The following is a 21,770-nucleotide window of genomic DNA, read 5'->3' on the forward strand; positions in this document are numbered from 1 at the left end:
TAAAAAAATGTGTATAGACTTATCCCATTAAATTTTTCTTAATCATCCGACACCGTGTCGAATGGGCGGTATGTCATGGCGATCTTTTCTGCCACTTTTAGTCCATCCATGGCGGCTGATGTAATTCCACCCGCATATCCGGCACCCTCTCCACAGGGAAAGATTCCCCGGATATTACTTTGAAGAGTGTCATCACGCAAGATCCTGACAGGGGAAGAAGTGCGGCTCTCTACACCGGATAACACAGCGTCCTCTCTTGCATATCCGTGAATCTTTTTCCCGAAGGAACGGATGCCTTCTTCCAGAGACTGTGCAATCTCTTCCGGGAAAATCCTTCTCACATTGCTCCAGGTGTATTCGCCTTTCATCTGTGGAAGAACCCCCTGAGGACCATCAGAGACCTTATCGGAACAAAAATCGCCGAACAATTGCACCGGAATCTTCCCATGCCCTGCAAGATATGCGGCTTCCTCAAGTCTGCGCTGGTATTCCATACCGGATAAAGCATCCCCGTTTCCATAATCCTCAGGAGTTACAGTGACGATCACAGCACTGTTTGCATTTTTTCCGTCACGTCCACTGTAGCTCATTCCATTGACGGCAAGGCGATGTTCTTCTGACGAAGCATTGACAACATATCCGCCAGGGCACATACAGAAGGTATAGACTCCTCTTCCATTTTCAAGATTAACCGCCAGTTTATAAGGTGCTGCCGGAAGACAATCAGGGTAATGCTCCCCGTATTGATCTTCATTGATCATAGATTGTGGATGTTCCATACGGACACCAACTGCAAAAGACTTCGGTTCCATCGTCAAACGATGTTCTTTCAGCATGGTGAAGGTATCTCTTGCACTATGTCCAATCGCCAATACTGCAATGTCTGTAAAAAGAAGTTCCTCTTTGCCGGTATGCAGGTCTCGAACACAGAGTCCCGTCAGCTTCTCCCTGTCATCAGAATCAGAAGTCCTGATATTTGTCACCTGAGAATGAAAACGAACCTCTCCGCCATGTGTACAGATGGTATGACGCATATTCCTGATCACAGAAGCAAGTATATCCGTCCCGATATGCGGTTTGCTCTGATACATGATCTCCTGCGGTGCGCCGTGTGTGTGAAAGATCTCAAGAACTTTCGTGTTGCGGCCGAGTTTATCATTGACCAGTGTATTCAATTTCCCGTCCGAAAAGGTTCCGGCACCTCCTTCTCCAAATTGTACATTCGAATCAGGGTTTAGAGGACCTCCGTTCCAGAAACATTCTACATCTTTCATACGCTGATCCACGTCCTCGCCACGTTCAAGAAGTATCGGACAATATCCGGCAAGCGCCAGCATATATCCACAGAACAGGCCGGCAGGTCCTGTGCCTATGATTACGGGTCTGTGCATAAGCGTCTGTGTACCGGAAACGGAGAATGAATATTTCACCTGCTGCTTTCCAAAAATGACCTGACCGTTTTTCAATTTCTTCTTCAAGGAAGATTCATTTTTTACGTGAACGTCCACAGAATAAATGTAGAATAACTGTGGTTTTTTCCTGGCATCAATGGATTGCTTCTGAATCTGCCAGGAAAGAAGGTCTGAGTCGCTGATACGCAGTGTTTTTAATATCTTTTTTTTCAGATCATCTCTGGTATGTGTAATTGGTAATTTTAATTGACTGATTCGGATCATGAACGTCTCCCTTTCCCTGATGTCTTTGATTTCTTTCCGGAATCTCCGTATCTCGAGGATGCGCATGCTCTTCCGGCCAGGTAACCGGTTGCCCATGCCCATTGGAGATTGTATCCTCCGCAGATACCGTCCACGTCAAGAAGTTCCCCCGTCAGATAGAGCTGTCTTACACACCGGGATTCCATTGTTCCCGGGTCTACTTCTGTGAGAGGAACACCACCGGCACATACCTGTGCATTTTCAAATCCATTGGTGTCGGTGATCGTTACCGTATCTGCTTTGACGGTATGTACCAGCCGGTGAAGCTGTCTGTCAGTCAGACAGGAAGCCTTCTGATCCATACGGATGTCTGCACGCTCCAGGAAACGTGGAATCATTTTTTTGTGAAAGATTCCCATGAAAAAATCGGCACAGGTCAGAAAAGTGTTTCCTTCTTTTCTCCTTTTTAAAAGTGAAAGCAGTTCTTCTGCTTTCATATCAGGGAAAAAATCAATAACTACCTGCACGTTACGTTTTTGCCTGAGACCGTCTGCAGCAAAACGACTGATCTGAAATACCGGAATTCCTGAGATTCCATATGCTGTAATCTGAAGTTCTCCCTTATCGGAAGCAATGGATTGGCCGTCTATAACGGCGGTCACCTGTGCATCTGTACGGACACCTGCTGCTTTGGCATACGGATGCTGCTTTACTTTCAGCTGCACGAGAGCCGGGACGACCGGAACGAGGCTGTGCCCCACTGACTTTGCAAGTGTATATCCACTTCCATCGGATCCAAGTGAAGAAGATGCACGGCCACCTGTAGACAGAATCACGGCGTCTGCCTGAAAGTTCTGGGCACTCGAATGAATACAGAAGCTTTTGGCACTGCGGGTAATCTGTTCAACGTGAATTCCTGTCTGTATCTGTATTCCAAGCCGCCTGGTTTCCATAAGCATCAGATCCAGGACCGCAGATGCCTGATCCGATCGGGGATACACATAATCTCCACGCATCCGGAATAAAAGTCCCAGTGAAGAAAAGAAGGAAAGAGCCTCTTCATATGTGAACTGCCGTAAGATCTTCTCTGCAATCTCCGGGTGACGACTTCGGTAACAGTGCATTGTCTGAAACCGATTAGTCAGATTGCATCTGCCGTTTCCGGTTGCCAGGATCTTCTTGCCAGGGCTGTCTTTATGCTCCAGAATACAGATCTGTGCATTAGGGTTCATTCTTGCCGCAGTAATTGCAGCTGTAAGACCGGAGGCACCGCCTCCGATAATCATGATTTTTTTCATATTTGATCTTCAACCTCACAAAGTGATGAAACAGCTATATTTAATCTAAGGTTACGATTCCTGCACGCACAAGACATTCCAGAGACATCAAAATACCAAGCTTGGCATGGGACCAGGTAAGGCCTCCCTGAAAATATACGGCATACGGAGGCTTGATCGGACCATCGGCACTTAACTCGATAGAAGAACCCTGAACAAATGCTCCTGCCGCCATGATTACGTTGCTGTCATATCCCGGCATTGGCCATGGTTCCGGTGTAACATAAGAGTCTACCGGTGCAGCAGCCTGAATTCCTTTACAGAATTCTATCACGCCTTCCGGAATACCGAATTCCACAGCCTGAATAATATCATGTCTGTCTTCGGTTCCGTTTGGAATCACATAATATCCTAACTTTTCATAGATATTGGCTGCAAATATCGCTCCTTTTAATGCGCCCGCAACAACAGTCGGCGCAAGAAACAGACCCTGATAGAAATCCTTCATGACTCCAAGCGATGCGCCTACTTCTCTTCCAAGTCCCGGTGAAGTCAGACGGTAGCCACAGGCTTCGATCAAATCCGCTCTGCCGGCGATATAACCTCCAATCGGTGCAAGTCCGCCGCCCGGATTCTTAATCAGTGAACCAACGACCATGTCTGCGCCTACATCACTTGGCTCGATCGTTTCAACAAATTCGCCATAACAATTGTCGACCATGCAGATCACATCCGGCTTGATCGACTTCACAAAATCGATCAGTTCTCCGATCTGTGCAACAGAAAAGCTCGGACGCGTCTGATATCCCTTGGAACGCTGGATCGTAACAAGCTTTGTTCTGTCATTGATTGCCTTTCGGATATTGTCATAATCAAAGGTTCCATCCTCCAGAAGATTTACCTGTGAGTAGGTCACCCCATATTCTGCGAGAGAACCGGTAGAAGGGCGAATCCCGATTACTTCTTCCAGGGTATCATAAGGCTTTCCCGCCGGCGACAGAAGTTCGTCACCAGGTCTCAGATTGGCAGACAGGGCAAGAGATAATGCATGTGTTCCGCAGGTGATCTGCGGACGAACCAGTGCGCTTTCCGTATGAAATACGGCAGCATACACTTCTTCCAGAGTATCTCTTCCAAGATCATCATATCCGTATCCGCTCGCATAATTAAAGCAGCCGGCACGAACCTTACTGTCCTGCATGGCTTTGATAACTTTTAGCTGATTGTATTCTGCAATCTCATCGATCCGGTCAAATCTTTCTTTTAATCCAGATTCAACCTCAAGGCCAAAATTCAACACCTGTTTACTGACTCCAAGTTTCTGATACATGTTATCTATAATCGACATATTTCTGTTCCTTTCTAGTACATTGCTTCCATAATTTTTGTTCTGACAAAAGCACATCTTGCATCAAACTCCGGATTCAATGGATGAATCTGCATAATGATGTCTGCGGCTTCCCGGTAGTTTTGCATATCGTACAGAAGAGATGCACGGTTCAGGTCATAGAATGCCCGTTCTCCCTCTGTACGAATCAGAGATTCCAGTCCCAGAAGTTCACGATAAGCAAAATCAACATCATGACTTTTGGAATATATCTCCATCAGTGTATTCATTTTTTTCAGAAATTTTGAACCTCCAAATAATCTTCTTAACATATAACTCCCTTCGTATATTGAATCATCGCATTCAGAATGCGTTCTTCATCATAAGCATACTGTTCCTTATCAATCCAGGTCACCTGACGCTCCCTCTTAAACCAGGTAATCTGACGTTTTGCAAAATGTCTGGTATCTCTTTTGATAATATAGATAGCTTCTTCCAGCGTACATTCTCCGTCCAGATATGCAAGAATCTCTTTGTAACCAAGTCCCTGCATGGATACCATATCCCGGGTACATCCCATCTCTCTGAGATGTCTGACTTCTGCTACGAGTCCCTGACGCATCATCTGATCGACCCTCATATCTATCCTCTGATATAGATTTTTTCGGTCATCATTCAACACAAAATATACGAACTGATACGGAGACTCTTTTTTTCTCTCATTTTCATTATGTTCTGAGATTCTCTTTCCGGTCTGATGGTAATACTCTAACGCACGTATGACACGTTTTACGTTATTGGCGTGAATTTCCTCCGCTGCTTTTGGATCCACCCTGCGAAGCATATCATGAAGATAAACTGCACCTTTTGAATCCGCATATACCTCCAGCTCTCTGCGGTAACCATCTTCCTCCCGGGTCTCTGTAAAATCAATGTCATACAGAAGTGCCTGAATATAAAAGCCGGTACCGCCAACAATGATCGGAATATTTCCATGAGAATAGATCTTTTTCATTGCTGCTTTTGCCATCTGTTGAAAACGGACAACATGAAACTCTTCTGATGGTTCCAGTTCATCAATCAGATAATGCGGAACTCCTTCCATCTCTTCCGGCAATATTTTTGCAGATCCAATATCCATGTGCCGGTAGATCTGCATGGAATCTGCAGATATGATCTCTCCGCCAATCGCTTTCGCAAGGCCAATAGATGCTTTTGTTTTTCCAACTGCCGTAGGCCCGGTTAGTACTACTAATGGTTTTTTCATATCTTATATAATCCTTTTGAATTTCTTTTCTAATTCTCTCTTTGTCATTGCAATAATCGTTGGTCTTCCATGCGGACAATGATATGGATTGTCCAGTGTCAGAAGTTCTCCGATCAAAGTATCAACCTCTGCTGCAGAAAGTTTCATATTCCCCTTCACAGCCGCTTTACATGACATGGATGCTACTTTTTCATCAATCAGTTCCGGGGACAGATTCCGGTTCAATTCATCTGACAGACTATCCAGCATCTGCAGAAGAAGCTCTTTTTTGGCAATACTGAACAGATTATCCGGTACTGCCCTGACTGCATAGGAATCCTGCCCAAATTCTTCAATCTCAAACCCGATTCTTGTAAACTGATCCATATACCGGTTCATAAGTTCTGCTTCCTGCATACTGAGATTCAAAATGATCGGCGGGCTGATCATCTGCGAAGTATATTCTCTTGTTTTCATTGAATGCAGTGTCTTTTCATACAGAACTCTTTCATGAGCTGCATGCTGATCGATAATATACAGATTGTCATGATACTCTACCAGCCAGTAGGTTTCAAATACCTGACCAATCATCTTATACTCAGCTTTGGCATCTTTTGTAAGAAGCTTTTCTTCAAACAGGTCCAGCTGTTTGGGCTGTATTGATTCCTCTGGTTCAGGAACCGGATACGGAGTTCTGCTTTCCCTTACAACACTATCCGTTACATTTTTTTGTGATGGATCCAGCTGCGTTGATGCTGCTTTTGCCAACGGCTTATCTGAAGCAGTATTCAGACGATGCTCTGCCATGACACGTTCTTTCATCTTTACCATAAAGTAGTTCAGATCCCGTTCCTGAACCGGAGGGACCGGAGATTTTGCTGGTGTAACCACACTTTGCGGTATACTCTCTTTCTGTGGTACATCTGCTTTTCTCTGCACGCTCTTTGAGGGCAGTGAAGCTGTATTTTTCGGCATGCTTTTTACTGCTGGTACTTCTATCTCGATGTGCGGGATTAGTTCCTTCTCATGCAGACCCTGATCAACTGCCGCATAGACAGTATTATAAACCTCCTGCTGGCGATTGAACCGAAGTTCCATCTTCGTCGGATGTACATTAACATCCACGGATTCTCCGTCAATGTCCATATGAAGCACTACAAACGGATACTTGTGCTGCATTGTATAATCTTTGTATGCATCTTCAATCGCTTTGGAAATGATGCTGCTCTTTACATATCTGCCATTGATATAGTAGTTCTCAAAGTTCCGGTTACCTCTGGAGATCAGTGGTTTCCCCAGATACCCTGTCACCCTGATCCCGGAAGCTTCATAGTCGGCTGACAGCAGATTGGCTGCAATGTCTCTGCCATAGATATGATAGATTACATCTTTGAGATTACCATTTCCGGATGTGTGAAGCTTTGACTGTCCGTTATTGATAAACTGAAAAGAGATGTCCGGATGGGACAATGCCATACGTGTCATCAGATCCCCAACATGACTTGCTTCTGTCATGGGCGTTTTCAGAAATTTCCTTCTCGCCGGTGTATTGTAGAATAGCTGACGGACCAAGAAGGTAGTTCCGTCCGGAGCACCTGTATCCTCAAGATCTTCTTCTTTTCCTCCTGCAATACGATATCTGGTTCCAAATGTCTGTTCTTTGGTCTTGGTAATGAGTTCTACCTGCGAGACAGCCGCGATACTGGACAGTGCCTCTCCGCGAAATCCAAGAGAGCCGATATGTACCAGATCATCTGCTGTCCGTATCTTGCTGGTGGAATGTCTTAAAAAGGCTGACGGGACATCCTCGCGATCGATTCCGCTTCCGTTATCTGTGATCCGGATCAGGGAGATACCGCCGTCTTTAATCTCGACAACGATGGCAGTAGCTCCTGCGTCGATCGCGTTTTCCACCAGTTCTTTTACGACAGAAGCAGGCCGCTCAATGACCTCTCCTGCTGCGATCTTATCTATTGTAACAGAATCCAATACTTGTATCTTATTCATATATTACCACCTGTTTTTCAGCTTATTCTGAAGCTGATACAATGTATTCAGCGCATCTATCGGTGTCAGATGTGCAAGATCCAGTTCTTTGATCTCCCGAACCACATCATCATCCTTAACGGTATCAAACAGAGACATCTGGGTAAGATCCACTTCATCATAGTGCTTTGCTTTCTGTCTGGCTGGTTCCTGCCCACGGACGGCAATATCCTTGATCCGTCCGGTGATGTCTGTCTGAATCAGTTCTTCCACAATCTCTTTTGCGCGATTTGTTACAGATTCCGGAACTCCGGCAAGTCTTGCAACCTGTATGCCGTAGCTCTTGTCTGCACCGCCTTTTATGATCTTACGCAGGAAGATGATGTCATCACCTTTTTCTTTCACCGCTATACAATAATTATTGACATTGTCAATCTTACCTTCCAGTTCGGTCAGTTCATGATAGTGTGTGGCAAACAGGGTCTTGGCTCCAAGCAGTTTGCTGTTGCTGATATATTCGATCACTGCCCAGGCGATACTCAGGCCGTCGAATGTGCTGGTACCTCTTCCAATCTCATCCAGAATTAGAAGACTCTTACTCGTTGCATTACGAAGAATGTTGGCAACCTCAGTCATTTCCACCATAAAGGTACTCTGTCCGCTTGCAAGGTCATCGGAAGCTCCCACACGGGTAAATATCCGGTCAACCACTCCGATATTTGCACTGGATGCCGGAACAAACGATCCAATCTGTGCCATAAGTACAATCAGTGCAGTCTGCCGCATATAAGTAGATTTTCCTGCCATGTTCGGACCTGTGATGACAGAGATCCTGTTCTTTTTGTCATTCAGATAAGTATCATTGGCAATAAACATATCGTTTGGAATCATCTTTTCGACAACTGGATGGCGTCCGTCTTTGATATCAATGATTCCCTTTTCGTTCATCTTTGGTCTGACATAATTATTACGTTCTGCGACCAGAGCAAGAGATGCATATGTATCAAGCATTGCAATTGCTTTTGCGGTATTTTGTATCCTTACTACTTCTCTTCCGATCGCATCACGGACTTCACTGTACAGCTGATATTCCAGCGCGTAAAGCTTGTCTTCTGCACCCAGAATCGTGTCTTCCAGTTCTTTGAGTTCCGGAATGATATATCGCTCTGCATTTGCAAGCGTCTGTTTACGCGTATAATAGTCCGGAACCAGATTTTTAAATGAATTCGTGACCTCCAGATAATATCCGAACACTTTATTGTAACGGATCCGGAGATTTTTGATTCCTGTTTTTTCTCTTTCAGCAGTCTCCAGCCTTGCAAGCCAGTCCTTCCCGTCTGATTTTGCACTTCTCAGTCGGTCCACCTCTTCGTTGTATCCGTCACGGATAATTCCGCCCTCCTTCATGGCGATCGGCGGATCTTCTTTAATCGCATTTTTTACCAGGCTGCAGAGATCCTCCAGCGTATCCAGGCCTTCATATAATTCCCTCATCAGTGGAGATTGCATATCCTGCAGAATGCATTTGATGTGAGGAAGCATGGAGAGCGAACTCTCAAATGCGATCAGATCTCTGGGATTTGCTGACTGATATGTAATCTTACACACCAGACGTTCCAGATCATAGATCGGAGACAGATATTCCCGGATCTCTTCTCTTAATATAGCGTTTTTCTTCAGCTCCTCTACTGCATCCAGACGCTTTTCAATCATCTTTTTATCAATCAGAGGCTGCTCTATGAATTTACGCAGAGTTCTTGCACCCATTGCAGTCTTTGTCTTATCCAGTACCCAAAGGAGAGACCCTTTTTTCTGTTTTTCGCGAAGTGTTTCACACAATTCAAGATTCCGTCTGGTAGAGCTGTCAAGCAGCATATATTTTCCGGTTGCATAGACAGACAGATGGGAAATGTGTGACAGATCCCTCTTCTGAGTTTCGGTCAGATACTGCAGCAGTGTGCCTGCCGCGATCACTCCGCCGTCATAATCTCCAAGTCCCAGTCCTTCCAGTGTCCCTGCATGAAAATGTTCTTTCAGTACCCGGGCACAGATTGCATCATCAAAATACCAGGAATCCAGAGAATAGATCGTGATTCCAAGCTTATCTTTTAACAGATCAAAGTCCATACCACTCATATAAAAAGCCTCATTGCATACTAGCTCTGAGGGCATGAATCTGTAGATCTCATCAAATAATTTTTCACTGTCTTCGATCTCTGTCACCATATATTCTCCGGTCGTGACATCCGCTACAGACAGTCCATACCGATCCGCAATGTAGACCACGCACATGATATAATTATTCTTCGTCTCATCAAGCGCCTGTGTATCAAGGTTCGTTCCCGGCGTAACAATCCTGACAACTTCTCTCTTTACAAGCCCCTTTGCAAGTGCCGGATCTTCCATCTGTTCGCAGATCGCAACCTTATATCCTCTGGATACCAGCCGGTTCAGATAACTGTCTACGGCATGATAAGGGACGCCACACATCGGTGCCCGCTCTTCCAGTCCACAGTTTTTTCCGGTCAGTGTAATTTCCAGTTCTTTCGATGCGGTCAGTGCATCGTCAAAAAACATCTCATAAAAATCACCAAGTCTATAAAATAAGATGCAGTCCGGATATTCTTTTTTTGTCTCCATATATTGCTGCATCATAGGTGTTAATTCAGCCACGTTTATTCTCCTCTTTAAGTTAAATGTTTTACGTTTAATTATAACATTTTCGATTTATTTCGAAAAGATACAATTTTACAAGATGTGATAATCCGGTTTTTCTTCACCATACAGCCAGTACAACAGATTGCCGCCAAGCCAGATGCCAAGAGCACACAGTCCGGAAAACAGGATTGCAAATGGCAGGCAGATCTGCCCAAACAGCTGAAGCGGCATAGTACTGTAATCCCAGATTGCCAGATGAAACCATTTATTCACAATAATCCCGGTAATAAACTCTGCAGATACTACGAATATGGTACATCTTAAGATCTGTCTCCACATCGGATCTTCCCAGTGGAGCATCTGTCCCTGAACGGTAAAGAAAACCAGACAGATTCCACCGAGTACAAACATCGTCCAATGAGAGAATCCGCGGAAAAATATCTCCAGCGAATAGTATATCGTTCCTCCAAGTGCCCAGAGAAATAAATATTCACTCACTTTTTTCATGTAAAAACGCCCTCACTATCGTATCAAAATACTTGCTACTACATAGTTTGAGCGTTTTTTTTTACAAATATAAGCAATTTATTCTGCCATTTCTCCCAGATAATAGAAACCTTTACACTCTGTAAGCTGCACCGGGATCAGCTGTCCGATCAATTCTTTGGATCCTTTCAGGTGAACCAGCAGGTTATTGCTGAGTCTTCCGGTTACCATAGAAGAATCATGTTCACTTACTCCCTCAATCAGTGCTGTTTGAACGGTGCCCTCATGTACTGCACATACCTCCGATGCAATCGTTTGCACTTCTTGCAGAAGACGGTCAAAACGGTCTTTTATCACATCCTCAGGTATCTGATCCGGCATGGCTGCAGCCGGCGTTCCGGTCCGTTTGGAATAGATAAATGTAAAAGCACTGTCATATCGCACTTTTCTTACAATATCCAGGGTCTCCTGAAAATCTTCTTCCGTTTCACCGGGAAATCCAACAATAATATCTGTCGTCAGAGAGATATCAGGAACGGCCTTTCGAATCTTTTCAACCAGTTTCAGATACTGCTCCTTGGTGTATCTCCGGTTCATTTTCTGTAAGATCTGAGTGCTTCCGGACTGTACCGGAAGATGCAGATGTCGGCAGATCTTTTTTGACTGTCCCATGACTTCAATCAGTTCATCTGAAAGATCCTTCGGATGCGACGTCATAAAACGGATCCGTTCAAGTCCTTCAATCTTTTCAATCTCCTGCAAAAGCTCAGCAAATGTCATAGGGTGTTCCAGGTTTTTGCCGTAAGAATTCACATTCTGTCCGAGCAGCATGACTTCCACCACTCCATCGGCTACAAGCTTACGAATCTCAGAGATGATGGCCTGAGGATCCCTGCTTCTCTCCCGTCCGCGAACATACGGAACGATGCAGTAGCTGCAGAAATTGTTGCACCCAAACATGATATTTACACCGGATTTGAAAAAGTACTTTCTGTCATTAGGAAGATCTTCTACGATCTTATCTGTATCCTTCCAGATATCTACAACCATCTTTCCGGTCTCATAGCGTTCTGTGATCAGCTCTGCAAACTTAAATATATTATGTGTTCCAAAGATAATATCTACAAAACGATAACTTTTCTTAAGCTTTTCCACTACTTCTGGTTCCTGCATCATGCAGCCGCACAGACCAATCCGCATATGAGGATTCTCTTTTTTTCTTGGTTTGAGCTGGCCGAGACGTCCATATACTCTGGTATTGGCATTTTCTCTTACGGTACAGGTATTATAGATCACAAAGTCGGCTTCCTCTTCGGGCGCCTCCTGATATCCGATCTTTTCGAGAATTCCTCTCAGCTTTTCCGAATCTCTGGCATTCATCTGACAGCCAAAAGTAGTGACACAGAAAGTCAGCGGACGCCCAATCTCTTCGGATTCCTTTCTCACATATTCTTTTGCCTTTTCTATGTAATAATACTGGCGTCTGGTATCATCTTCCGGTATCTCCTTAGACAAACTGATGTCTGAATTCATCATATTCATAATCAATTCCTTTCAATGTATTTACAATCTCCTCTTTTTCAACCTGCATATCGTCACACAGTGCATCCAGTGTATGATAGTGATCACGAATTTTTGTATTCACCACACTGAGCAGCAACATTGGGTCTTTTGGCAGATTTATCTGCATAGTTATCACTTCCTCTTTTTCATGCTTTCCTGTTATCTGTTCTGGTTAAAAATGCTGTCCGGAGGATCAATATAGTCCACGGATCCGCTCCTGCGTTACCAGAAGCATCGGCCGGATATCATGCTCATCAGCCGGAATCTCCGGAAGCACCTGATCTTCAAATGCGATCGCCATAGTATAAAGTTCCGGATGACGTTCCAGGTATCTGTCATAATAACCGCCTCCAAAACCGATGCGGTGTATTTCCTCATCAAATGCAACTCCCGGCATGATCATGAGTCCCGAGTCTCCGTGATACATAATATCTCCGGAAGGCTCCTGAATTCCGTAAGCTCCGACTGTCAGCCTGTCTTTACTCTCAGTCAGAAAGAATTCCATCCGCTGTCCGTCTGTTCTTGGAAGCCATACTCGTTTTCCGAGACGCCATGCTTCCCGAATGATCTGCCAGGTTCCTACTTCCTTTCGAATATCCATATAGATACAGACATCCGAAGTCTTCTGAAACCACGGATGTGAAGTGACCCGTTCGGCAATCTGCGCCGTTGCCGTCTCCCATTCTCGTAAGTCTCTCTCCTTTCGGAGTTTTAGTATACGTGTTCTAATGTCCTTTTTTGTTTCCATACTTTTCTCCCAGATCCGTGATGCTGCCATCTGCTTCCTGAATAGAAATATTGTTAAGCTGACTGCGCAGGTTTCTCTTAAATGAATCGATGTATTCTCTTCTTAAGATCTGCTGTTCCTTCTGTTCCTCGGCAGTCAGTCCCTCTGCTTTTGATTTGTGATATAATTCATTAATTCTTGCGATCTTCTTATCGTCCATATCTTTGGTCCTTTCTTGACGGATTTCCGCTACTTATCTTACACTATCCGGCGCATGAAGTCTACAGATTCTTTCCGGTTTAACTGGAATAGTTCTCCAGAAATCCGTAGAGTGCCTCCGTATCTTCCATATACTTTCCATTGCGTATCTCTTCCTGCACGGTGGATGGGAGTCCGTCATATCTGATATCTGTATATTCATATACTGTTTTTTTATCGCTCAGATACACAACTACGTATCCATTTACTTCCATCAGGTAATAACAATCTTCCTTCCATGCCTGACCATCCGTCGACACGGAAGGTTCTTTTACGGCTGCGTTGTCCTGCTGTTCTTCGGCAATCTCTTTTTTCACTTCTTGTTTAGCTTTGTAAAAACTGAGGGAAGAAGCACAGGATATGACTAACATTATAATGATTGTTGCAGCAAAAAATCCAATACCATACTTATTTTTCATAAGGACATCTCCTTTTTTGTACAGTATTGGCTAATATGTGGAAGTTTATACTAATTTTCGTAAAGTTTTCTCAATCAGAAGTCCCTCACGTTCCGGATATTCATAGCGCTCACTTTCACGAATACATTCACATACAAATGCATGAGAAGCCTGTACACTCTCCAGCATGGTATATCCAAGAACGAGTTTTGCAATAAACATTCCGTCAAATGCATCTCCGGTTCCATGATATTCCCCAAGCATTTCTCCATTTCCGAGATACAGAAATGCATCATCTTCATACAGAACAATTCCTTTTTTACAGTCGTCTTTTGGTACACTGGTAATAATCATGTCAGATGCACCAAGTTTTTTCAGATCCCGGCACAGCGTTAAGACATGACGATGATTGCCGGTAATCTGGTATTCCTGTCCTGTCAGGAGATAGCATTCTGTAAGATTGGGCAGTATGATATCTGCATATGGAAGAAGTCGACGCATCGCTAATGCATAGCTTTCATCAAAATTACTGTAAAATCTGCCATGATCTCCCATGATCGGGTCCAGAATCACCTTCGTATCCGGAAAACTTTTGATAAAGTAGATTACTGCGTCAATCATATCGGCATGACCGAGATATCCTACAAAAATAGCATCAAATGTAATATCCTGCTCTTTATAATGATCCGCACAGGAACGGATGTACGTCCCCGGAATCTGTACAACCGCCGGTGAATTATATCCTCCCGTATGTGTAGACAAAAGCATGGTTGGAATCGGGCATGCCTCCACTCCCATTACACTTAATATTGGCATCATGTTCGTAAGCGCTGCTTTCCCGACCCCGCACATATCATGAAGCAACGCAATTTTTTTCACTGGTCTCATATCTATCGATACTCTCCTTTTATCAGATGTAATTTTCTGCAAAGTGTTACCAGAAAAGCACCTTTTGGCATATCCAGAAGTTCCTCTTCTGTGATTCCTCCAAGCAGAATAATAAAGACTGCATAAGTAATAACTGCTGCAATTACAGCAAGTATGGTCGCAATATACGATCCGGCAAACAGTTCAAATAACAGATGTACAACAATCGCAATCACACCCATAATGGCAGATGCGATGGTTGGAATTATAAATGTCTTTTTCTTTTCCTGAACATATCCGATCCTCTCACGCAGAGCATGTGCGTTCAGAATACAGATGGCACCGGAGAAAACAATCTTACTGAGTACCACCGCATAGATATTCCACTTGAGAACCACAAGCATCAGGAATAGTGAGATAATATGAATCACCAGAGAAATCGCGGCATTTTTCACAGGAGTGATCATATCATCCAATCCCTGTAATACAGAATTGGTTACGGTTGACAGACAGAAAAATACAACTGACAGGGCTCCAAGCTGCAGCATAAGAGCAGCGGTCGTATTATCCTGTGTAAAGAACAGAAGATCCAGAAGCGGTTTTGCCAGTACCAGGAATCCAACTGCACATGGGATTGCGATTATCATGTTAAACCGGCAAACGGTTGTAATCTTATTATGTACCTGTTTCCTGTTTCCGGTCTGAACCGTAGCCACAAGGCTCGGAATCAGGGAGGCTGCCAGTGCACTGGCAATCGAAAGCGGAACATTGATCAGCGTACTGTACTGGCCCTGGAACATTCCCAGAAGACTTGCGTACTCCGTCTTTTTATATCCCTGTGCAGCCATGATCGTATTAAACAGCGCACTGTCTGCAAAATCACTGATATTGTAGACGGTCGCACTCAAAATAACCGGAGCGATCGTTGCAAAAAGAACTTTGTATATTCGCTGATAACTTTCTTTATGCCTTGTCCGGTCTCTTCTCATTTTGCGCTTAAATATCTTTTGATAAGCAAAAAAGATCAGTGCTACAAATACCAGCGCGGAAAATGCACCGGCAATCGTTCCGAACGTTCCGCCGGCTGCCGCATACGCAGGACCATAAGACTTATCATTATGCTTTTCGGCAAGTTCCTTTCCTGCCTGAAGAAGCACATATGCACCGGCAACAGAAGCAACAGCATTGACAATCTGTTCTACAACCTGAGATACTGCGGTCGGTACCATGGATCCATTGCCTTGAAAGAATCCACGTATTACACCAAGAAGTGCAACCACCAGAATACAGGGAGCCAACACACGAAGTGCATATGCACTTTTATCCAGATGCATCACAAAATCTGCAATAAAGTCTGCCCCGAAAAATATGATCAAGGATACCAGACCGCCGCCAAGAATCGCAAATGTCATGGCACCTTTAAAGACCTTATAGGCATTCTTATACTCTCCTTTGGCCACTCTGGCAGATACCAGCTTGGATACTGCAAGCGGAAGGCTGTATGAAGTCAGCATCAAAGCGACTGTATAGATGGAAAAAGCCACACTGTAATACCCCATACCCTCATCCCCAACGATATTCATAAGAGGGACTCTGTATATTACTCCTATAATCTTTGTAATCACTCCGGCAATTGCCAGAATAGATCCCTGTACCAGGAAGTTTTTCTCTTTCTTTTTTTGATCAGCCATAAATTACTCCATCTTATCGTAATATATTCAATCTTTCCATTATGTCCCTTTGCTTCTGTTCCATAACCATACGTTCGTCTTCCTCCATATGATCATATCCGGTCAGATGCAATACAGAATGTGCAATGAGAAAAGCATATTCTCTGCAAATGGAATGTCCGAATTCCTCCGCCTGCTCCAGGACTTTTTCTTTCGATATTACAATATCTCCCAATATCAGTTCTCCGGATTCCGGATCAAAACAGTCATCCATCTCTTCAAGAAAATCAAATGTTCCAGGCTTAGGATAGTCGATCATCGGAAATGAAAGGACATCTGTTGGTCGGTCAATTTTCCGGAACTCCCTGTTCATCTCGTGAATCTGTTCATTCTGTGTCAGTAAAAGATTCACCTGAGTCTCGTAAGGACAGTTAATATAATCAAGAGCTGTTTCAATCACCTGCTCTGCAAGTTTTTCACATGCAATCGGAAGCGTAATCGCTCCTTCTTCCTCGAAATAGAGTGTCATTACTTTCGCCTCTTTTCTCTCCCTTTGTATTTTGCTTTATTTTCGTATTCTTCATAGGCTTTTACGATCTTCTGTACCAGTGGGTGACGTACAACGTCTTTACTGGTCAGATGACAGATGCTGATATCTTCAATATTCTTCACCACAGACGTTGCAACATCCAGTCCGGAGGTCTGCCCGGCGGGAAGGTCTTTCTGTGTGGAATCACCCGTAATCACAACCTTGGAACCAAATCCAATACGGGTAAGAAACATCTTCATCTGTGCCGGAGTCGTATTCTGTGCTTCATCCAGAATAATGAATGCATTATCCAGTGTCCGTCCTCTCATATAGGCAAGAGGCGCAACTTCAATCAGTCCTTTTTCCGAATTCTTTATAAAACTTTCCGCTCCCATAATCTGATACAAAGCGTCATATAACGGACGGAGATAGGGATCGATCTTACTCTGAAGATCTCCCGGAAGAAATCCAAGCTTCTCACCCGCTTCAATTGCAGGTCTTGTTAAAATTATTCTTCCCACCTCATTATTCTTAAATGCAGTGATGGCCATAGCCATAGCCAGATAGGTCTTTCCTGTTCCGGCAGGTCCGAGTCCAAAGACGATCATCTGATTACGGATTGCATCTACATACTTTTTCTGTCCCAGTGTTTTGGGCTTGATTGGTTTTCCCTGCAAAGTATGGCAGATGATATCTTTGTCGATTCCCAGTATATCCTCTTCACTGTCTTCCATAACCAGCGCAAGTGTATAATCTACATTCTGTTCCTGAATCGTATTTCCTCTGCGGGAAAGCTCCACCAGTTGATTCAGAACCTTTTTTGCCTTCTCTACTTTTACCGCATCTCCCATAATCTTCACATTCTCACCTCTGGCGATCAAAGTGACATGAAGGGTGCGTTCGATCTTTTTCGCATAAGCATCAAACTGCCCGAACACATTGCTTTCGTGTTCTGCAGGAATATCAATAACTGCTTCAATTAATCCCATGCATTATTCTCCTGTTTTACTTTCTTCATTCTGCGATTCTTCCAAAGCCGGAACATCAAGCAGGGTTGATGGGACTGAGTCACCAATCGGCATCTCTACCGTCAGCTTACCTTTCGCTGTGGCATACTCAGACTCTGTGTATATTTTAACATCATTCTCAATAATTTCTACCCCTTTTTTCTCTAATTCTTTGCAATAGTTTTGAAAATCTGCGGACAACCGTTCCTGACAGACGCTGCCAGACAGCTTTTTTGTAACGGTATGATAAGGCCTGGCTGTCCTTACTCCGTAAGAAACCGGCAGAGAAAAGTTCTCACCTATCTTGAGCTCCCGATCATATCCATACAACTCCCATTTCTCATAAGTATTATTAACAGATCCCAGTCGAAGAAAAAAAGAGCCGATGCGGACGTGATATTCGTGTTTCTGAACAGATTCATATATTTTTTCCTTATAGGTCAGCTTAAGTTTTCTGGAATAGGAAAGTGTCGTCTGTCCATAAATGTCTGCATCTGATTGCTGATACTGATAGGCGACCGTTTCCCCCGAATCGTTAATGACCGGTATCTGACCGGAGACAAGAAGTTCTCCCTTTTTTACTTCTTTCCCCACTTCTACAGCCACAATCCCTGTACGCGGAACAATACGTGTAATGATACAGTCTCTGTCAGCAATAAGATCTGTTGGACCTTCTGTCTTCTTTTCTTCTGGTTGCTGAATAGAGTCCTCATTTTCCTTAATCTGTATGATGAGCCGGGTTCCCTGAATAGATGCTGATACCCAGATGATTCCATCATATTCTTTTCGTATATCCCTAACAATCTGTACACAATCCACCTCTGCTTTTGCCATGCCGCCTTCCACATGTCTGGACTTTAAAAATCGGATCAGCATCTCATCCGTATACGTCTGATTGCCGCTGATATCTATACTCCAGATATGTCTCGACATTGCAAGGATCAGGAAGACGCAGATTACAGCCCCAAGAAAAAACAGCTTTCTTTTTCGGTATTTGTGTAACAGAAAAGGAAGACCAAAGCGTCTGATAATCATCACTTTTGCTCCAGTCTTCCTGATAATCGGTTTTAACTGCCGAAATCCCTGAACGGTAAGATTCATCTCGTAAGCACCGGAAACAGGTTTTAATCCCCATATGTAGATGCCTTTATATGAACATGCATTCAGGAATCTTTCGGGTGAATAGCCTATGACGCAGATACGAACATAGCCTCTGATATACCGGATGATACGTAACAGCAATTTCGATTCCTCCTAATTCTGGTATTCAATCGATTCAATCCGTCCGTTAATCTTCATCTCGTCACTGGTATAGTAAGCGATCTTCAGTTCATGTCCGTTGACACGTATCTGGCCGCTTTTGGTTCGGACACGTATCAGTACATCTGTATATTCAATCATTCCCCGATAATTTTCAATATTCAATTCCACCTGCCCCACCATGGTCAGCACCGGAAGCCCCATGGAGACATCTCTCGGAAGTTCCGACAGTTCAGAAATCTTTTCTCTCAATAAATGGTTCGAATGTTCCGACATCATGATAACGCCATTCCAGGGATTTATACCAGTTTATGCCGGAAAACATCCACCTATGCCAGTGGTCTTGCTCTTTTCAACTCTTTTAATGCATCCTTCTCTTCTCTTGATACACGATAGGATTCCCGAATCTTCTGAATAGACTTATTTTGTGTAAAATCATCCATGGAATTATTCTCCAGAAATGCTCTGGTTTTCCCCGGAAACTTCACATAACATACCGATACTGCCCATGCAACAGCCATCTTCGCATAATATCCATCATGCCGGATTCCATCAAATAATTCCAGTGCAGAATCAATATATTCTGCTGTCATAAAATGCGCCAGAAGTGACACAACCAGAAACCGTAGTTCAAACTCCTCACTGCTGTCCGCATACTTCCAGATGTGGGCATGCCAGAACTCACGATCCTTTTCCATAAACTTCATATTCATCACACAGGTATCACACACTGCCCAGTTCTGAATCTTAGGAACAAACTCATCCAGATATCTGACACGATCTTCTTTTTCCATCTTTGCATATCCAAGCACCAGCCCCTGAAGCTGCAGCTCCTCATGAAAAGAATCAACGGTGAGCTTTTCGGCTGCCGCATCCAGATAGGAAAAAGCATCCTTTTTTGCAATTGATTTTGCAAGCTGCTTCAGAGTCGGAACACGGATTCCCAACACATGCTCCACTCCCGGAAGCAGCTTCCGGTTGAATTCCTTAAAATCTTCTTCTGCCAGATGATATAACTGATCTTTGACATCTTCTATGATATCCATATCCGCACCGTTTCTGTTAAATCACGTACTTAATCTTCTTGTTCATTTTCAACAGTTCATTTACAAATGCCTTATTGTCAGTCAAAGCAATAAAGACAGTCGTTTTTCTCTGAGATTCTATACCAACTCTATGGAAAGAAGCAGCAAAGGAAGCTCCGTAGGACTTCATGATCCGAATCGTTGTAATCTCCTTTACCGGCAGTTCTTTCTTTAAAAATCCAAAACGAACCGTCACGGATTTTTTATCTACCGTAACTTCATTTCTTAAAACCGGCGGGATGAAATACAGATCCACGATTAATAATACCAGAATATATGGCAAAATCTTAGAAACGCCTGCATATATGGAAGTACCAATCGTAATACCGTTCAAAACTCCGATCACAACATACCACCATATATCAATCTTACCTTTAAATGTCATAAAAACCCTCCCAAAAATAAATTGACAAAATGTCGATATCAATACTATAACCTCAGAAGGGTAACATAAGCAATAGGTTTTTGAAGAAAGTAGATCGAATTTCCAGATATTTTTAGGGATTCTGCATATACTATAGATAACACGTTTCAGGTCAAAAGGAGACAGGCATTATGAGATATATTATCTTTTTTATCTTTCTTATTGCATCATTTTTCTTATATTGCATTCTGATACCTTCCACCACTTTCGATCAGTTACTGGAAGACGAAGAACAGATGCAATTCCTTGCCGAATATGCACGCCGACATCAGAAGAGATCTGAATAAAGATCTGATTCGTAAATGCCCTCCGCTATTAATTTTCTGAAACTATCTACAACCGTCGCTTTATCTTCCTTATATGTGACTCCAAACCACTTATCGTGTGTTTCCAGGACTTTTACTGTACACTCTTTCCTGCGTAACATACCTCCGATCAGTGTCGGCAACAGATATTCTGCTTTAGACGGATTCACAGGGACCTCTTTTATAAAGAAATCCCGAAAATGACTCTCCAGTACATCCAGAAAAGCCGGAGCACTTCCGGCGGTTGCAGGAAATCCCCAGAAATTCATGGACACATAGGATTCGGGATCCAGTTCAACGCCATCTGCTTCAGCACCTACATCTCCTGTTACCGGATCTACAGTCTTGATGATATTCCCCGTCTCAATTACATCCGTAACATGTGAATGCCCTCCTGCCATCCGGCAGATTCCTCTTGTAACACCGCCATTATCAGACAGTGTATTTTTCAGAATAAAACCGGCCATGGAAATTGCACAATCGTCATGTTCTGACACCAACCAATCATGCATCTGGGCAAATGCCTCTTTCCCATAATAATCATCCGCATTGATTGCGGCAAATGGCTCATGAATCAGATTCTTTGCTGCAAGAACTGCTTGTCCTGTTCCCCATGGCTTCGTGCGCCCTTCCGGCACTTCAAATCCTTCCGGAATCGTATACAGATCCTGAAATGCATAAGCCACTTCTACTCCAAGCTTATTACATACTGATTCTATTCTGTTTCCAATTCGTTCCCTGAAATCAGCCTCAATATCCTTACGAATTACAAAGATAATTTTGTTAAAACCTGCTTCAATTGCGTCATGGATGGAATAATCCATGATAATCTCATCGTGTAAGCCAACAGGTTCCAGTTGTTTAATTCCTCCACCGAACCGGGAACCGATGCCGGCAGCCATGATTAGTAATGTTGTTTTTTTCATAATTTTTCCTCAATTTTATATTCATATAGCAAACATCAATTTTTAATTCAGAAAATCATTTATTTTTTTTCGTATTGCTCTTATCCTATCTAATATACTAATATTGACATATATTC

General features: G+C 43.5%; 22 protein-coding genes. All 22 read right to left on the reverse strand.

The window, feature by feature from the left end; translation table 11 throughout:
• Positions 1 to 38 precede the first annotated feature (38 nt).
• On the reverse strand, positions 39 to 1,676 hold the full coding sequence (locus JQM82_RS07520; protein ID WP_235249472.1) for an NAD(P)/FAD-dependent oxidoreductase: 1,638 nt from the start codon (positions 1,674 to 1,676) through the stop codon (positions 39 to 41).
• On the reverse strand, positions 1,673 to 2,953 hold the full coding sequence (locus JQM82_RS07525; protein WP_235249473.1) for an NAD(P)/FAD-dependent oxidoreductase: 1,281 nt from the start codon (positions 2,951 to 2,953) through the stop codon (positions 1,673 to 1,675). The genes JQM82_RS07520 and JQM82_RS07525 overlap by 4 nt, the downstream gene beginning before the upstream one ends.
• Positions 2,954 to 2,993: 40 nt before the next feature.
• Positions 2,994 to 4,280 (reverse strand): aminotransferase class I/II-fold pyridoxal phosphate-dependent enzyme, encoded by a 1,287-nt coding sequence (locus JQM82_RS07530; protein ID WP_235249474.1) that lies wholly within the window; start codon positions 4,278 to 4,280, stop codon positions 2,994 to 2,996.
• Positions 4,281 to 4,294: 14 nt separating this feature from the next.
• Positions 4,295 to 4,591 carry a hypothetical protein gene (locus JQM82_RS07535; protein ID WP_235249475.1) on the reverse strand — a complete coding sequence of 99 codons (297 nt, stop codon included), beginning with the start codon at positions 4,589 to 4,591 and terminating at the stop codon, positions 4,295 to 4,297.
• Positions 4,585 to 5,526, reverse strand: a complete 942-nt coding sequence (gene miaA, locus JQM82_RS07540) for a tRNA (adenosine(37)-N6)-dimethylallyltransferase MiaA (protein WP_235249476.1) — start codon at positions 5,524 to 5,526, stop codon at positions 4,585 to 4,587. The genes JQM82_RS07535 and miaA overlap by 7 nt, the downstream gene beginning before the upstream one ends.
• 3 nt (positions 5,527 to 5,529) lie before the next feature.
• The gene (gene mutL / locus JQM82_RS07545) at positions 5,530 to 7,512 is read right to left on the reverse strand and encodes a DNA mismatch repair endonuclease MutL (RefSeq protein WP_235249477.1); all 1,983 of its coding nucleotides are present in this window, start codon (positions 7,510 to 7,512) and stop codon (positions 5,530 to 5,532) included.
• Positions 7,513 to 7,515: 3 nt separating this feature from the next.
• Positions 7,516 to 10,164, reverse strand: a complete 2,649-nt coding sequence (mutS, locus tag JQM82_RS07550) for a DNA mismatch repair protein MutS (protein WP_331472830.1) — start codon at positions 10,162 to 10,164, stop codon at positions 7,516 to 7,518.
• 75 nt (positions 10,165 to 10,239) lie between these two features.
• On the reverse strand, positions 10,240 to 10,656 hold the full coding sequence (locus JQM82_RS07555) for a putative ABC transporter permease (RefSeq protein WP_235249479.1): 417 nt from the start codon (positions 10,654 to 10,656) through the stop codon (positions 10,240 to 10,242).
• A gap of 78 nt (positions 10,657 to 10,734) precedes the next feature.
• Positions 10,735 to 12,177, reverse strand: a complete 1,443-nt coding sequence (miaB, locus tag JQM82_RS07560) for a tRNA (N6-isopentenyl adenosine(37)-C2)-methylthiotransferase MiaB (protein WP_235249480.1) — start codon at positions 12,175 to 12,177, stop codon at positions 10,735 to 10,737.
• Positions 12,143 to 12,325 carry a DUF4250 domain-containing protein gene (locus JQM82_RS07565; protein WP_235249481.1) on the reverse strand — a complete coding sequence of 61 codons (183 nt, stop codon included), beginning with the start codon at positions 12,323 to 12,325 and terminating at the stop codon, positions 12,143 to 12,145. The genes miaB and JQM82_RS07565 overlap by 35 nt, the downstream gene beginning before the upstream one ends.
• A gap of 66 nt (positions 12,326 to 12,391) precedes the next feature.
• Entirely contained in the window at positions 12,392 to 12,946 is a 555-nt protein-coding gene (locus tag JQM82_RS07570; protein ID WP_235249482.1) for a 5-formyltetrahydrofolate cyclo-ligase, read from the reverse strand.
• Positions 12,924 to 13,145, reverse strand: a complete 222-nt coding sequence (locus JQM82_RS07575) for a DUF896 domain-containing protein (RefSeq protein WP_235249483.1) — start codon at positions 13,143 to 13,145, stop codon at positions 12,924 to 12,926. Before JQM82_RS07575 ends, JQM82_RS07570 begins: the two co-directional genes overlap by 23 nt.
• 79 nt (positions 13,146 to 13,224) lie before the next feature.
• Entirely contained in the window at positions 13,225 to 13,602 is a 378-nt protein-coding gene (locus tag JQM82_RS07580; RefSeq protein WP_235249484.1) for a hypothetical protein, read from the reverse strand.
• 45 nt (positions 13,603 to 13,647) lie between these two features.
• A complete protein-coding gene (locus JQM82_RS07585) occupies positions 13,648 to 14,469 on the reverse strand; it encodes a pyridoxamine kinase (RefSeq protein ID WP_235249486.1) in 822 nt (273 codons plus the stop codon).
• Between the two features lie 2 nt (positions 14,470 to 14,471).
• Positions 14,472 to 16,139 (reverse strand): putative polysaccharide biosynthesis protein, encoded by a 1,668-nt coding sequence (locus JQM82_RS07590; RefSeq protein WP_235249487.1) that lies wholly within the window; start codon positions 16,137 to 16,139, stop codon positions 14,472 to 14,474.
• A gap of 13 nt (positions 16,140 to 16,152) precedes the next feature.
• Positions 16,153 to 16,647, reverse strand: coding sequence for an rRNA maturation RNase YbeY (ybeY, locus tag JQM82_RS07595; protein ID WP_235249488.1), 495 nt, complete (start codon positions 16,645 to 16,647; stop codon positions 16,153 to 16,155).
• The gene (locus JQM82_RS07600) at positions 16,647 to 17,636 is read right to left on the reverse strand and encodes a PhoH family protein (protein ID WP_235249489.1); all 990 of its coding nucleotides are present in this window, start codon (positions 17,634 to 17,636) and stop codon (positions 16,647 to 16,649) included. Before JQM82_RS07600 ends, ybeY begins: the two co-directional genes overlap by 1 nt.
• A gap of 3 nt (positions 17,637 to 17,639) precedes the next feature.
• Positions 17,640 to 18,896 carry a sporulation protein YqfD gene (locus JQM82_RS07605; RefSeq protein WP_235249490.1) on the reverse strand — a complete coding sequence of 419 codons (1,257 nt, stop codon included), beginning with the start codon at positions 18,894 to 18,896 and terminating at the stop codon, positions 17,640 to 17,642.
• 12 nt (positions 18,897 to 18,908) lie between these two features.
• Positions 18,909 to 19,193 (reverse strand): sporulation protein YqfC, encoded by a 285-nt coding sequence (yqfC, locus tag JQM82_RS07610; RefSeq protein ID WP_235249491.1) that lies wholly within the window; start codon positions 19,191 to 19,193, stop codon positions 18,909 to 18,911.
• Positions 19,194 to 19,243: 50 nt separating this feature from the next.
• Positions 19,244 to 19,960 carry a DNA alkylation repair protein gene (locus JQM82_RS07615; RefSeq protein WP_235249492.1) on the reverse strand — a complete coding sequence of 239 codons (717 nt, stop codon included), beginning with the start codon at positions 19,958 to 19,960 and terminating at the stop codon, positions 19,244 to 19,246.
• A 16-nt stretch (positions 19,961 to 19,976) separates the two neighbouring features.
• The gene (locus JQM82_RS07620) at positions 19,977 to 20,384 is read right to left on the reverse strand and encodes a PH domain-containing protein (RefSeq protein WP_235249494.1); all 408 of its coding nucleotides are present in this window, start codon (positions 20,382 to 20,384) and stop codon (positions 19,977 to 19,979) included.
• 307 nt (positions 20,385 to 20,691) lie between these two features.
• Positions 20,692 to 21,654 carry a sugar phosphate nucleotidyltransferase gene (locus JQM82_RS07625; RefSeq protein WP_235249496.1) on the reverse strand — a complete coding sequence of 321 codons (963 nt, stop codon included), beginning with the start codon at positions 21,652 to 21,654 and terminating at the stop codon, positions 20,692 to 20,694.
• Positions 21,655 to 21,770: the final 116 nt, after the last annotated feature.

Source organism: Faecalicatena contorta (assembly GCF_021531995.1).
In the GTDB taxonomy this organism is placed as follows: Bacteria; Bacillota; Clostridia; order Lachnospirales; family Lachnospiraceae; genus Dorea_A; species Dorea_A contorta_A.